This is a genomic window from Arthrobacter sp. Y3221087 (assembly GCF_059089905.1).
On record NZ_JBNHFE010000007.1, the window covers coordinates 68,497 to 81,745 of the forward strand.

A 13,249-nucleotide genomic window follows, 5' to 3' on the forward strand; every position below is an offset into this window, starting at 1 on the left:
GGTGCGTGCACCTATTCCGGATGCGATCGGCATCACAACCCGTTTGGTCCTGGGCCAGGGGCTAACGGGATGCAGGCGCGCCGGGGCAGCCCTGGCCGTTCGGGTTGGTGTTGCAGTCGTCGGCGTAGTTGCGGGTCAGCGAGCGCCAAACGCTGATGGTCTGGGGCGGGGAACTGAACTGGCCCTGGCCGGGGATGGGCAGCGGCGGACCGGCGTTGACGGAGTAGGTGCCCTGGAAGGAAGTGGTCAGGACAACCTGGAAGTCGCCGGTCTGGCCGTAAGCGTGGCTGGTGCGGGTCTTTTCACCCCAGCGGTCCTGCGGCAGCGGGCCTCCCATCGACGGCTGGGGACCGAAGACAGTGCCGTCGCCGTAGTACCAGGTGTACTGGACAGGAGTGGCGACCACATGGACGGCCTGGCCGAACATGGTGATGTCGAACTGCTGCTCAACTGCCTCGACGTAGAAGTTGGTTTCAGCGCCGCGGAGCGTGTGCGGGCTTGGCTGTGCTGTTACGGTTCCCGCGTTGATGGGCAGGTTCTGGAATTCCCGCTGGATGTCCGCGGCAATGCGCGGCAACAGGTCCTCCGGCGCTGCGTCATAGAGGCAGGTGGGCCCGGAGTGGGGCGCCCAGACGGCACCAGGCACTCCCCTAGGCCGGGACAACCACATAACCGGGATCCCGTCTTGGCCATCGGGGCCGTCCTTGCACTCCAGCTGCCTGCCCAGGCAAGGAGTGTCGAAGTCTCCCCCGCCAAGATGGCACTGGAGCTCGTATTTATACTCGTTAGGGTCAGTGGAGACCGCACCCGGCTCCGCCCGAACGAATTCGCCGGTACCGGGGTTAGCCACCCACGTGTCAGCTCCCATCTGAACCCCGGAGTCTACAAACCCCCCACCAATGTGTGGCTTCGGTTTCGCCCCGTCTTCCGCATAGGCAGTCAAGGAGGAAGTCGTCAAGACCAGCAAACAGCAGGCGAGGATTGCGGGAACCTTGCCGATGTAACTCATGACTAACGGATCAACCCTAGGTCGCTGACTATCCATTCTGCATCGGCGAATCTAACCATTGCGACGCTTCCCGCATTCGTTGCAGGCGTCTTTTCTTGGTACGGACTTCCGTCCTGGTTATGAATGACCAATTCTTTCTGCAGCACTTGAAGAACTACTTGCGTAGCGCCCTCAGTGGAAGGGTTTGCGGTCGCAACCGGAATTTCTATCTGACCTCCAGAAATCCACTTGCCTTCAGCCCAAGCAGCTTCAATATCGTTGACGAGCCCCTGACAAAAAACACATTCAGCTTTGGAAAAGTTCGATAGTTCAGCAGTATCACCCGTCTCGTAGGCATAACTCAACATGGCGAACCAATACTTTGCAAAGGCCTCAGCCCCTTCCTTCGTCTCGGTCTTGGCTACCTCGGGCATGACGGGGACCGGGACGTTTTGGGCCGGGCCGGAGGCATCGGCGGGCTTGTAAACAGCGGTGGGTGACGGGGTAGGCGTTGGCGAAGCGCTGGTAGTGGCCAGGTCAGTCGACGCAGGAGTGGTGGTCCCGCCCTGCCCGGGCGACTCCCCCGAATTGCATCCGGCCAATCCAAGGGAGAGAGCAATTGCCAAACCGAGGGCTCCAGCCCGGAAACCACGTGACGTAACAACGTTCTGTAAAGCCATGGGCCGCTATTCCCCCAGTAGTTATCAGACGGCGTGCTCAGGACAGTGCCTTAAGGGTAGCCCACGTCACAATGTGGCAATCAAACTTATCCACAGGCAAAGTCCGTAAGGGAAGCCGGTGCCACCAAGCACCGGCTTTCCTTACAGTGATGTCACCAACTGCGGAACGTCACCGCCGGGCGGACAGGACCAGCTTTCCGGTCTTGTCCGTGGACAGGGCGAGTGCCGAGACGTACTGCGGGCCGCCGTCGGGCGCGTCCTGGCCGGAGCGGAACATGTCCGGACGCTCGGACTCGATCCCGGTCACGTGGCAGAGGAGCTTCGCATCGCTGGGGTTCCCGTCGGCGTCGAACATCGGCAGGTCGGTGCCGTCGTCGGTGCGCCGGAGGTAGTCGCGGCCCTGTCAGGGTCGCTTTCGTCCGGGGAATTGGTCCGGTGCGACGCTATCCAGCCGGGAAGACAGCCCAGTCACGGACCTGTTTCCACTGTGTTAAGTCTTGACTAAAGCTGTCAACAAAACCGGCAGTCGGCCCTTGTGGCCATCCGACAAAAACAGAGAGGCAGTCCGGAACTAGCGTCGGCAGGGAAGCCATCCCAGTCAGCCGGAGGACCACCCATGACGACTCAACCGCAACTCCTGAAATATCCAATCCTCGAGACCGCCCGCAGGCAGGTCCTGGAACAGGGCCTCGGCCTGTCCGAAGCCCAGCTGGTGGAAGTCCTGCGCCTGCCGGACGAAGCCATTTCCGCCGCCCTGGACCTGGCCCACCAGGTGCGCCTCCGGCACTGCGGCGAGGACGTGGAAGTGGAGGGCATCATCTCCATCAAGACCGGCGGCTGCCCCGAGGACTGCCACTTCTGCAGCCAGTCCGGCCTGTTCGACTCCCCCGTCCGCGGCGTGTGGCTGGACATTCCGGAACTCGTCAAGGCCGCCAAGGAAACGGCCGCCACGGGCGCCACCGAGTTCTGCATCGTCGCCGCCGTGCGCGGGCCGGACATCAAGCTCATGAACCAGATCAAGTTCGCCATCGACCGGATCAACGAGGAAGTGGATATCAACATCGCCTGTTCACTGGGCATGCTGACCCGGCGGCAGGTGGACCAGCTGGCCAGCTGGGGCGTGCACCGCTACAACCACAACCTTGAAACCGCCCGGAGCTACTTCCGCCAGGTGGTCACCACCCACACCTACGAGGAGCGGCTGGAAACCTGCGCCATGGTCAAGGACGCCGGCATGGAACTGTGCTGCGGGGCCCTGATCGGCATGGGCGAGAGCCTGGAACAGCGTGCTGAACTCGCGGCCCAGCTGGCCGCCCTGGACCCGCACGAGGTCCCGCTGAACTTCCTCAACCCGCGCCCCGGCACCCCGCTGGAGAACCAGCAGGTCATGGACGGCAAGGACGCCCTCCGCGCCATCGCCGCCTTCCGCCTCGCCATGCCCCGCACAGTCCTGCGCTACGCCGGCGGCCGCGAGCTCACCCTTGGCGACCTCGGCACCCGCGACGGGCTGCTGGGCGGCATCAACGCCGTCATCGTCGGCAACTACCTCACCACCCTCGGCCGGCCCGCCACCGCCGACCTCAACCTCCTGGTGGACCTCAACATGCCCATCAAGGAACTGCAGAAGACGCTATGACCCCCACCCGCTCCCCCGGTTCGACGGCCCCGACGCCCTTCATCTTCTGCGGGCACTGCGGCCTCCCCTCGGAGAAGGAAGCGTACGACGGCGGCAGCACCCCGCCGTCGTCCCCGCACCAAAACTGCGTGGTGCGGCTGGAACTGGACCCTCCGCGCTTTTGCGTCCAGTGCGGGCGCCGGCTCAAGGTCCAGGTTTCTCCCGTTGGCTGGTGGGCCCGCTGCTCGCGCCACGGCAAGACTTCGGCCGCCGCTGACAGTGACTGAGTCAAAAACAGCCAACCCTCTGGCGTGTTTCTACGATGCGTAGAAGAATGGCTTCATGATGTTTGAACACGCAGACGGTCAACCCGTACTCGAACTCACCGATGGGCAGTCCTGGCACCTCCTGGAGAACACCAAACACGGCAGGCTGGTGGTCTCGGTTGCGGGCGAACCGGATATCTTCCCGGTCAACTACGTCACCGCGGAGCGGAAGATCTACCTCCGGACGGCGCCGGGCAACAAGCTGGCACAGCTGACCATCAATTCCACGGTGCTCTTCGAAGCGGACGGCATCGACTCCGACGAGGCCTGGTCCGTGGTGCTGCGCGGAACCGCCCGCGTGCTGAACAAATCGGCAGAGCTGGAGGCTGTGGAGGCGCTGGGCCTGAAGACCTGGGTGCCCACGCTCAAGGACTTTTACGTGGAGATCGAGCCAACGTCGGTCAGCGGCCGCCACTTCGTGTTCGGCGAACAGCCCGAGCGGGAGATCTGAGCGCTCCTAGACTTGGAGTATGGCGGACAAGCTGACTCCGGAGCGGCGCAGCTGGAACATGTCCCGGATCCGGGGCAAGAACACCAAGCCCGAACTGCTGGTCCGCAGGCTGCTCCATGCCAAGGGCTACCGCTACCGCCTGCACGGCAGGTCCGGCACGTCGCGGCTGCCCGGCAACCCGGACCTGGTGTTCGCCGGCCGCCGCAAAGTCATCTTCGTGAACGGCTGTTTCTGGCATTTCCACGATTGCCGGGTTGGACAGCACGCCCCAAAGGCAAACGCGGAATTCTGGGCGGCGAAGCGCTCCAGGACAAGGGAGCGCGACGCCGGCCAGCGACGCCTCCTTGAGGACGCGGGGTGGGAGGTCCTCACCGTCTGGGAGTGCGAGCTCAGGGACGGTTCTGCGCTGGAGGACCATCTGGTGCGCTTCCTCGAAAGCGGCAAGGACCAGCCTGCTTCCTGACGGGATTCAGCTGCGCCGTGCCAGCAAAGCGTTCCTGAGGGCGGACGCGGACGAGTCGCTGCTGTTCATGCGCCAGTCGGCTTCCTTCTGCAGGTGGAACCAAACGAAGCCCACCACGTCAGGCTGGGCAGCCAGGAAGGACACGAGGTCGGTGTTCCAGGCGGCTTTGGACCCACCCAGTTCGGTGGAAGCCGTCTCCGCGATGAGAATGGGCTTGCCCGGAGCCAGCGTGCGGAGCTGGGCGATGCCGGGTCCGAACAGCTCCTGGGGCATGATCCAACTGCTCCATGTCTGGGACGTGCCCCAGTTGTAGCCGTCCAGGGCAACCACATCTACATAGGCAGCGCCCGGGTAAAGGCCGGCCAGGTCCGTGGATCCCCAGTAGGGGACGTTCGGCGACCACACCCATTGCACGTTGCCTGCTCCGGCAGCCGCCACAAGATCATGGACGTGCTGCCAGGCCGGAACGTAGTCGCCGGAGTGGTTTCCGTTGACCCCTTCGGACCAGGGGTACCAATTGCCGTTCATTTCGTGGGCAAAGCGCAGCATCACGGGCTTGCCCCAGGCGGCGAGGGCCTGACCCCACTCGGTGATCCGGGCATCGAAATCACCGGCCGTAATCCGGTCCAGCGAGTAGGCCGGCTGGTTGACCCCGCCGCCCCAGGCCCACGGCTCCCAGGTCATAAGCGGCACCGCCCCGCGGGCGTGTACTGCATCCATCTCTGCCAGGGGTGGGGGCTGCCGGAAGTCCTTGTACATCAGGACCATCGAGGGGCTTTCCCCTGCGAGGTTGGCCACCTCATCCAGTTCGGCCGCAGCCAGCGCTCCCCCGGCCGTGCCGACGCCGAAACGCAGCGGAGCAGTGCTGACGGCGGGTGGCTGGGGCGCAGGTACCGGGGCTGCCTGCACCACGAAAACGGTGGAGGCCTTGATGGAAGAGGTCTTGGCCGTGATGGTGGTGTTCCCTGCCGCGCCAGCGGGAATGGTGATCCCGGCACTGAAGGAACCGTTTGCCGTGGTCCGGAACTGGAACGTGGCCGAGCCGACGATCACCGTCCCCGTGGTGGAGGCCTTGAACCCTGCACCGGAAACCGTGACCACAGACCCCGCCGGTCCGGTCCCCGGGTTGACTGCCACCTGCGCGGCGGAAGCGCCGCCGGCAGCGGGCTGCACGCCGGACAGGACCAGCCCGGCACCAAGGAACACAGCGGCGGCCAGCGTTCTCAGCATTCGAAACAGCACAACCCATCCCCAGCTGACGGGCGGCCGGAGCCGCAGTTTTTCCGTGCAGGAAGCACTGGCTCAAGTATTTGGCGCAGATCCCGGACTCCCATCAAGAAACCCACAATTATCCCCTGAAAGACTGCCGCCGAGTGCCCACAGACCTAACCTGAAAGAGCACAGCCCCCCCAATAACCCGCGACGTTTCCGTCAATGGTTTCTCCCAGCTGAAAGGAGCGTCGTGAGCGCCTCAGATGATGCCCCCCGGCCGCTGGTGGACCAGTCCGTACTCGACCGCCTACGCGAGGAACTGCACGAGGACGAGGGGTACTGCAGGGTGTTCGTGGACAACTTCATCGAGTGCCTGCCAGAGCGCATCGACCGCCTCCGGCTGGCCTTGACCACCGGGGACCTGGAGGGCTCAATGGACGCTGTCCTCAGCCTGAAGACGTCAAGCCAAATGGTGGGAGCCGAGCGGCTTGCCTCCCTGGCCCTGGACCTCGAAGGCGAAATCCGCACCGACGCACGCACGTCCGACGCCGCCGTCGTCCTTCCCCGGCTGGCCGCCACGTTCCTCCGGCCCATCAACCTGTGCGGCGGACTGACGATGCACCGGCTGCAGGCTCACTGCTCGCTTGGTGCCAGCCGGTAACCGACTCCGCGGACGGTTTGCAGCCAGCGCGGCTGCTGGGGGGAATCGCCAAGCTTCTTGCGGAGGTTGCCCATGTGGACTTCCACTGACCGTTCGTCGGCCTCGCTGATGTAGCTGCCGACGTCGTAATCCTCGTCCCGCAGCCGGCGCACCAGGTCAGCCTTGGTACGGACCGTGCGGCCGGCCTCAAGCAAGGCGTGGAGCAGTTCGAACTCGGTGCGGGTGAGGTTCATTTCCTTCCCGTCGACCACCACGGTCCGGGAAGCGTAGCTGAGTTCCAGGCCGTTGTGGCTGTAGTTCCCGCGTTCGGAGTGTCCGGTGCCCTCGGCAGCTTCCACAGCGGACGCCTCGGTTTCCGCACCTGACCGGGGCCGGCGCATCATTGCAGCGATCCGGGCGCGCAGCTCGCGCGGACGGAACGGCTTGGTGAGGTAGTCATCGGCGCCGGACTCCAGCCCGATCAGGGTGTCCAGTTCTTCCGTGCGGGCCGTGAGCATCACGATATAGGCGTCGGAGAACTCGCGGATCTGCCGCGACACCTCAAAGCCGTCGATGTCCGGCAAGCCGAGGTCCAGGGTGATGACGTCCGGGTTCAGGGTCTTCGCGATGAGCACGCCCTCGGCGCCGCTGCTGGCCACTGTCACTTCGAAACCGGCCTGGGTCAGGACCGTGCGGACCAGTTCCCGGATGTCGTGGTCATCCTCGATGACCAGCCCTACACGTGCATCACTCATAGTGCCCCCTCAGCAGCCAACGTCAGAAGTATAGCTGCCTGCGGATATCCTGCTGGTATGGCCCTTTACACCCTCGCGCGAAAGTCGCCACGCAATGACTGATCCCGTCGCCTGGTCCTCGGGACGGCTGCGATTCTTCCGGCGTCCCTTCCACGAGTACCGGCTGCGGGACCGCGTAGCACTGAGCCAGATGCCGCTCTTTGTGACTACGTGCCTGACGGCTTTCCTGGTGTGGGTGTTCTTTCCCCAGGGTATGGGAAACCCCTTCTTCGCCACGTTCCTGGTCTCCCAGCTCGTCCTGATGGCGTCCTGCTACCTCGTCCCTTGGGAGCGGCTGCCGTACACGAGCTTCCTCATCATCCCGGTGCTCGACTTCGTCTCCATCGGGTTCGGGCGGGAAGGCGCCCTCGAGAGCCTGACCAGCATCGGCCTGCTCGCGGTGCTGCCAGTTATCTGGCTGTGCGCCTCGGGCTACTACCCCAGGCTGGCCCTCTGGCTGGCGTTCCTCGCCCCGCTGGCCATTCTGTGGGTGCCGCTGCTCCTCAAGGGGAGCTTCACGGCGCAGGACTTTGCCCGGACCCTGCTCCTCCCCGTCATCACGCTCGGGATCGGCGTGTCCGTGAGCGTCCTGACGCTGAGCATGATGCGGCAGCAGCGGGAGCTGGAGGAAAAGGACGCCCAACTCCAGGCCAACCTGCGCACCAGCCAGCGGCAGGAGTCGCTCCTCAATGCCGTCCTGGACACCGTCCACCTTGGCGTCCTTGCCGTTGACGCCGACGGGCATGACGTCCTGATGAACCGGAAGCAGCGGGCCAACCACGTCCTGGCCAGCCCCAAGGACAACGCGGACCCCAATGAGTCCCAGCTGCTGGTCTTCGGCGCCGACCGGAAAACCCCGGTTCCCGTGGCGGACCGCCCGGTCCGCCGCGCCGTGCTGGGCGAAACCTTCACCGACTACCTCGTTTGGCTGGGTGAGGGCCAGGAGCAGCGCGCCTTCGTGACGACAGCGCGTGCCATGAAGGATCCGGACGGCAAGTTTGCAGGCTCGGTGATCGCCTTCAGCGACGTGACGGACCTGGTGAACGCCCTGTCCGCAAAGGACGACTTTGTTTCCAGCGTCTCGCATGAGTTCCGGACCCCGCTGACGTCCATCCTGGGCTATGTGGAGATCCTGCTGGCCGAGGAGCAGGAGGAGTCAGACCGGGAGATGCTGGAGATCATCCGCCGGAACTCCGAGCGCCTCCTGACCCTGGTGTCCGACCTGCTCGCGAGCCGCAACGGCCAGCTGTTCGTCACGCCGCACACGGTGGATGTGGCCGAACTGGTCCGTTCCAGCGTCTCCTCCGCGCTGCCCAAGGCGGCAGTGGCCGGAGTGGTCCTGGCGGCCGAGACGCCGGACAAGCTGGAAGCCCATGTGGATGGCGCCCGCATCTCCCAGGTCCTGGACAACCTGGTGTCCAACGCCATCAAGTACTCCCCCGACGGCGGAAGGGTCCTGGTCAGGCTGGCGCAGGAGGACGGGCAGCTGGCCTGCCGCGTCTCCGACACCGGCATGGGGATGACTGCGGAGGACACATCCGAAGTGTTCGCCAAGTTCTTCCGCACCAGCAACGTCCGCCGCACAGCCATACCCGGCGTCGGCCTGGGCCTGCCCATCAGCAAGGCCATCGTCGAAGCGCACGGCGGGACGATCCAGGTGGACAGCCAGCTGGGCAAGGGCACCACCTTCACGTTCCGGGTCCCGGTCTAATCCCCACCCGCGCCCGGCATTACGGTGTGGACTGCCGGACCACCTCACCCCAGGACTGCCGGGCCAGCTCCCGGACCGAGGCCAGGATGTCCGACGGCGGCCGGGAAAGGTCCAGCGGAAACTCCACAATGTCGATGTCAGTGTTGAGGATCCGGCGGAGCTTCATCTCCCCCGCACCCGCGTAGACCAGCCAGGCGGTGGGCACGGCCAGGGCGGTGCAGTGCGCCAGCATCTGGTAGTGGTCGGCCGTCAGGGAGGCCCCGGCATCCGAAGCCGCCGCGTACTTGGCGTTGTACACCACCACGGGCCGTCCCCCCAGCAGATGAACGGCGTCCGGCCGGACCTGCAGCCTGTCCGTGTCCCGCACCGCCTCGCTCAGCAGCGCGCTGTACCGCAGCCGCAGCTCCCCCGGGTATCCGGCCATGGCCTCCCGCAGCGCTGCGCCCACGAAGTCCTCGAACACCCGGGCCATGTCCACCACGAACGAGGCCGTCTGCTGCCCGCCCTCGCCTGCTTCGGCTGACGCGTTGCGGAGGATCACTTCCGCCAGGCGGAGCACCGCGTGGTAGCGCAGGTTCATCCGCGTGGGCCGCCACGGCGGCAGCGGTGCCCCCGCGGCAAGCCGCGTGACGGCGTCGAGCTTTCCCTTCAGCTGGCGGAGCCGGCTGAGCACCTCCGGGCGCACCCCCGGGACCTGGCCCATCCGCTCAAGCGCGGCGCGCAGGATCCGGTTCTCCGCGATGTCCTCGGTGAACTCGTCATAAGAGACCTCAAGGGGCACCAGCATGCCCGGCCGCCGGGAGATCTGGTCCGAGATCCTGATGCGCCCCTTGACGGTCCGCAGCGACTCGTCCACTGTCAGGTAGCCCTGCAGCACGCCGCGGCCAAGGGCGCGCTCCGCCAGCTGTGCGAGCGACTCGGCCAGCGCGCTCCACAACCCGCTCTCCTCGGCGGCGGCAACGGTCTCCGGCCGGAAACCCTGGTCCCCCGCATAGCTGAGCAGGAACAGGAGCCGGCCGAGCCCCAGCCGGTCCTTGGGCCGCACATCCAGCTGGACCGTGGAGGTGCGGACGGAACCCACCTTGCCCACCGGCTCGATCCGGTACAGGCCCATCCCCATGGGAGAGGCCTTGGCCAGGCCGCTGGAGTTCACGAATGAGGCGCTGGCAGGGTCCAGCCGTTCCACGATGCCCCGGGACAGTTCGTCCAGCACCAGGTGCCGCATTGAGGAAGCGCGGCTACCCGGCTGCAAGGCGTCCCAGCAGCTGGTCCAGTCCGAAGCGCTCCTCAAGCTGCGCCCGGGTGAGCTGGCCGTGGTAGTGCTCCTCCAGCAGCGGCATCAGCTCGTACTTCCAGATCCGGCGCAACCCGGCGGGAGTCTGGGCGGCCGGCTTCATGAAGTAGGACGGGCCGATCATCAGGTCCCGGTCCCACTCGTCGATGGCGCTGTTCAGGGCATCCAGCAGCAGCGCCGGGGTGGTGTCCAGCTGCCGGGCCTGCAGGAACCTCAGGAGTGAGCCCTTCACCGGTTCGGTCTGCGGGTGCAGTTCGATGAAGGAGAACCGGCGGCGGATGGCGGCGTCCATCATCGCGATGGAACGGTCCGCGGTGTTCATGGTGCCGATGATGTAAAGGTTGTCCGGCAGCGTGAACGGTTCGTTGGGACTGTACTGCAGGTAGATGCGGTCGTCCCGGTACTCGAGCAGGAAGTACAGCTCGCCGAACACCTTGGCCAGGTTGGCCCGGTTCATCTCATCGATGATCAGGAAGTACGGCTTCTTCTCGTTTCCCGGCTTGGCGGCCTCCTCCGCGAGGCGCCGCAGCGGCCCGGCCACCAGTTTGAAGGACACCTGGCCGTCGTCGGTCTTGTCCGGCCGGTAGCCCTCGAAGAAGTCCTCGTAGGCGTAGGACGGGTGGAACTGCACCAGCTTGACGCGCTCGTCGGTGGTGTCGTCGGCCAGCTCCGCGGCGATGTGCTTGGCCAGGTACGTTTTTCCGGTGCCCGGCGGTCCGTAGAGGACCAGCTGCCGGTTCTCCTCCAGCAGGTCCGCGATCTCCTGCAGGGGCTCCAGCTCCATGTGCAGCGAGTCGGCGAATTCGGGGGTCAGTCGGCGGAAGCCTTCCTGGACAGGAAGTACGACGGCGGCGCCTTCCGTTTCGCTGTCCGGTTCCGTTTCGGCTTCCGGCGGCAGGAGGGCCTGGAGGGCCGGCATCACGCGGGTCACGTCGACCACGATGCCGGCGGTGGCAAGCTGGCGCTGGACGTGCCGGGGCAGGCTCGCCGTGGCATGCCCCTCGTCAAACCAGCGCACTTTGCGGCGCAGCCGCCGGTTGTCGTCGTTGTAGTCGGGTTCGCCCAGCACGCCGCCCAGCCGCACGGTGCCGGCATGCTGGTACAGGACCAGGTCCCCTGGTTTCATGACGGTCAGGAAGGCGAAGACGGCCGTCTTGGTGTCCTCGCGTTCCACATAGCCAAGGTGCTTGTAGTCCTCGTCCACCGCATGCTGCACCACGCCGGCGGTGACGCCCGGGTCCAGCAGCCGGAGGTGCTCGACGTCGAGGGTCACCTTCTCCTCGTCCTGCCAGGCGGTTAGCAGTTCGGTGTTGTCGCCGTGGGTCCGCAACAGCCACGCCCGGTGCCCGGGATCGCCCACCTTGCGCCACTGGCTGACCAGCTGCCGGGCGTACCAGTCGATGCGCTGGCCCGCCTGCTCGTCGAGGTGCAGGCGGATGCGGTGGATATCGGCGGTGATGTCCTCTTCGCTGTCGCTCTTTGCCCCGCCCACCAGTGAGGCGAAGGCGTCCCGGATTTCCTGCCGCTCGACGTCCGCCACCACGGGTTCGAAGTAGCTGGGCCAGGCCAAAAATTCGATGCTGCGGCGGATAGCCGGCTGGTCGTGTGGCGTTCCGGCCGCCAGCCGGTGGAACTTGAGCGGGTCCTGCAGCGCACCGGTGATGGCGGCGGGCGGCTGCTGGTCCACGTGCTGCACGAACCGGCACAGCCATTTCAGGTGGTCCCAGATGGTCCAGTTGAATTCCGCCGTCCGGTCCCGGATCACGCCGTGGTCCGTCATGCCCTGGTAGAGCTCTTCGGGCAGCTCAAGCGGCGGCTCCAGCCAGGAAGCGGCCTCTGCGACGCGGGCGCGCTTGACCTTGAGCGACTTCACCTCGTGGGCCAGCGGCAGGGACTGCAGGAAGAGCAGTTCGACGGCCAGCTGTTTGGCTTCCCGGGACGCGCCGTCGAGGTTCTGCCGGAGGTTGGTCATCATGGGCGCCTTGGGGTCCGGCGCGCCCCGTTCCAGCCTGTCCGCCAGCTCTGCCGCCGCTTCCGACGTCCAGGTCAGGGTCCGTCCGTCCAGCGCCGACGGCTTGCCCTGCAGCCCGGGGCCGAGGACGAACCAGGCCGCGTCCTCTATTTCCCGTGAGATGCCGAGGGCGCGGGTCATGGCAGCAGTGGAGGCGGGGGTCATGGGTTCAAATTTACAGGGTGAAGCTGGATGGCTGCTCAAAGCCTTCGTGGTGCACCCTGTTTAACCCCCGCCAGCTCTTCCCGCGGAACGCTACGGCGCTCCCGTCCCCCGCTTCCGGCCGAAGATGAAGTACCCCATGGGGCCGATGAAATTTATGAAGGACGCTGCCCTCCAGGCCCCCTTTGGTCCGTTGATCAGCGCAGCGGGCCGCTTGGAGATGTCCCGTTGCGCTGCCACCAGTAGCGACATCTGGACGATGCCCACCAGGATGGTGCCGACCTTGGCCGATGGTGACATCTCCTTCCAGGTCTTCTTCTTCCTGGCCGTGCGGGTCTTGTTCTTGGCCATCTGATCGTCCTTTCACTGTCGGGAGTTCCAGTCCAATAGGTCCGATGGCCCCTTGTCCAGAGCCTTTATGCCTATTTAGTGCTTTACATGGTGCGTGTAGGGTGCCATCCGGTCTTTCTGCTCCGGGGTCAGCCGCTGGACGCGTCCGGTGGCTTCGTCCACGAAGGCCAGGTGTGTGCTGGCCTTCACGCAGTCCTCCCCGGTGACGGGGTCCTGGATGAGGTAGTGGATGTCAAAGCTGGCTCCCTTGACGGCACCGATCCAGACCTGCACGACGGCGGGGACGTTGCGGTACTCGAGGGTGCGGACATAGCGGATTTTGTGATCTACAACCAAGGCCATGGTCCCGTCCGGGACAGCGTTGAACAGGCTTACCCGCGGCTCGATCCCGGGCAGCCCGGCGCCCTTCGGCGGCCCGAAAGCCCCGATCCGGGCCTCCTCCAGCATCCGGACGATCTGCACATTGTTGATGTGGCCGTAGGCATCCATGTCGCCCCAACGCATCGGCACCAGGACCTCGATCCGCTCGTGGCCGTCCGAGTCCTGCTGCT

At 65.6% G+C, this 13,249-nt stretch carries 14 protein-coding genes and 1 pseudogene; 6 read left to right on the forward strand and 9 right to left on the reverse strand.

All coding sequences use genetic code 11. From position 1 onward, the window contains the following. Positions 1-61 precede the first annotated feature (61 nt). The 3 genes and pseudogenes from AC5RUO_RS17160 to AC5RUO_RS17170 all read right to left on the reverse strand — a co-directional run. Entirely contained in the window at positions 62-868 is an 807-nt protein-coding gene (locus AC5RUO_RS17160; RefSeq protein WP_494104133.1) for a hypothetical protein, read from the reverse strand. Between the two features lie 143 nt (positions 869-1,011). Then, the gene (locus AC5RUO_RS17165) at positions 1,012-1,668 is read right to left on the reverse strand and encodes a DUF6318 family protein (RefSeq protein ID WP_494104134.1); all 657 of its coding nucleotides are present in this window, start codon (positions 1,666-1,668) and stop codon (positions 1,012-1,014) included. Positions 1,669-1,837: 169 nt separating this feature from the next. After that, positions 1,838-2,071: pseudogene (locus AC5RUO_RS17170) on the reverse strand (hypothetical protein); the annotation flags it as partial. A gap of 213 nt (positions 2,072-2,284) precedes the next feature. Between AC5RUO_RS17170 and bioB the strand changes: the two are divergent. Genes bioB through AC5RUO_RS17190 form a run of 4 tightly spaced genes read left to right on the forward strand, consistent with a single transcriptional unit; the run spans position 2,285 to position 4,523 of the window. Beyond that, positions 2,285-3,304: a biotin synthase BioB gene (gene bioB / locus AC5RUO_RS17175; RefSeq protein WP_494104135.1), complete on the forward strand. Its 1,020-nt coding sequence runs from the start codon at positions 2,285-2,287 to the stop codon at positions 3,302-3,304. Then, positions 3,301-3,570 carry a biotin synthase auxiliary protein BsaP gene (gene bsaP / locus AC5RUO_RS17180; RefSeq protein WP_494104136.1) on the forward strand — a complete coding sequence of 90 codons (270 nt, stop codon included), beginning with the start codon at positions 3,301-3,303 and terminating at the stop codon, positions 3,568-3,570. The genes bioB and bsaP overlap by 4 nt, the downstream gene beginning before the upstream one ends. Positions 3,571-3,625: 55 nt before the next feature. Further along, a complete protein-coding gene (locus AC5RUO_RS17185) occupies positions 3,626-4,060 on the forward strand; it encodes a pyridoxamine 5'-phosphate oxidase family protein (protein WP_494052849.1) in 435 nt (144 codons plus the stop codon). Positions 4,061-4,079: 19 nt separating this feature from the next. Beyond that, entirely contained in the window at positions 4,080-4,523 is a 444-nt protein-coding gene (locus tag AC5RUO_RS17190; RefSeq protein ID WP_494011661.1) for a very short patch repair endonuclease, read from the forward strand. Positions 4,524-4,529: 6 nt separating this feature from the next. Here the strand turns inward: AC5RUO_RS17190 and AC5RUO_RS17195 are convergent, their stop codons facing one another. Beyond that, positions 4,530-5,753 (reverse strand): glycosyl hydrolase, encoded by a 1,224-nt coding sequence (locus AC5RUO_RS17195; protein ID WP_494104137.1) that lies wholly within the window; start codon positions 5,751-5,753, stop codon positions 4,530-4,532. 232 nt (positions 5,754-5,985) lie between these two features. On the opposite strand from AC5RUO_RS17195, the gene AC5RUO_RS17200 reads away from it, so the two are divergent. After that, the gene (locus AC5RUO_RS17200) at positions 5,986-6,396 is read left to right on the forward strand and encodes an Hpt domain-containing protein (RefSeq protein ID WP_494104138.1); all 411 of its coding nucleotides are present in this window, start codon (positions 5,986-5,988) and stop codon (positions 6,394-6,396) included. On the opposite strand, the gene AC5RUO_RS17205 is transcribed toward AC5RUO_RS17200, so the two are convergent. Then, the gene (locus tag AC5RUO_RS17205; protein ID WP_494104139.1) at positions 6,369-7,130 is read right to left on the reverse strand and encodes a response regulator transcription factor; all 762 of its coding nucleotides are present in this window, start codon (positions 7,128-7,130) and stop codon (positions 6,369-6,371) included. The genes AC5RUO_RS17200 and AC5RUO_RS17205 overlap by 28 nt on opposite strands. 94 nt (positions 7,131-7,224) lie before the next feature. Here AC5RUO_RS17205 and AC5RUO_RS17210 point away from each other — a divergent pair, with 94 nt between their 5' ends. Next, entirely contained in the window at positions 7,225-8,880 is a 1,656-nt protein-coding gene (locus tag AC5RUO_RS17210; RefSeq protein ID WP_494104140.1) for a sensor histidine kinase, read from the forward strand. 19 nt (positions 8,881-8,899) lie between these two features. Here the strand turns inward: AC5RUO_RS17210 and AC5RUO_RS17215 are convergent, their stop codons facing one another. The 4 genes from AC5RUO_RS17215 to AC5RUO_RS17230 all read right to left on the reverse strand — a co-directional run bounded on the left by AC5RUO_RS17215 (position 8,900) and on the right by AC5RUO_RS17230 (position 13,202). Next, positions 8,900-10,105 carry a 5-methylcytosine restriction system specificity protein McrC gene (locus AC5RUO_RS17215; protein ID WP_494104141.1) on the reverse strand — a complete coding sequence of 402 codons (1,206 nt, stop codon included), beginning with the start codon at positions 10,103-10,105 and terminating at the stop codon, positions 8,900-8,902. A 13-nt stretch (positions 10,106-10,118) separates the two neighbouring features. Next, a complete protein-coding gene (locus tag AC5RUO_RS17220; RefSeq protein WP_494104142.1) occupies positions 10,119-12,350 on the reverse strand; it encodes an McrB family protein in 2,232 nt (743 codons plus the stop codon). Between the two features lie 90 nt (positions 12,351-12,440). Then, the gene (locus AC5RUO_RS17225; RefSeq protein WP_494011667.1) at positions 12,441-12,698 is read right to left on the reverse strand and encodes a hypothetical protein; all 258 of its coding nucleotides are present in this window, start codon (positions 12,696-12,698) and stop codon (positions 12,441-12,443) included. Between the two features lie 75 nt (positions 12,699-12,773). Next, positions 12,774-13,202 (reverse strand): acyl-CoA thioesterase, encoded by a 429-nt coding sequence (locus tag AC5RUO_RS17230; RefSeq protein ID WP_494011727.1) that lies wholly within the window; start codon positions 13,200-13,202, stop codon positions 12,774-12,776. Positions 13,203-13,249 lie beyond the last annotated feature (47 nt).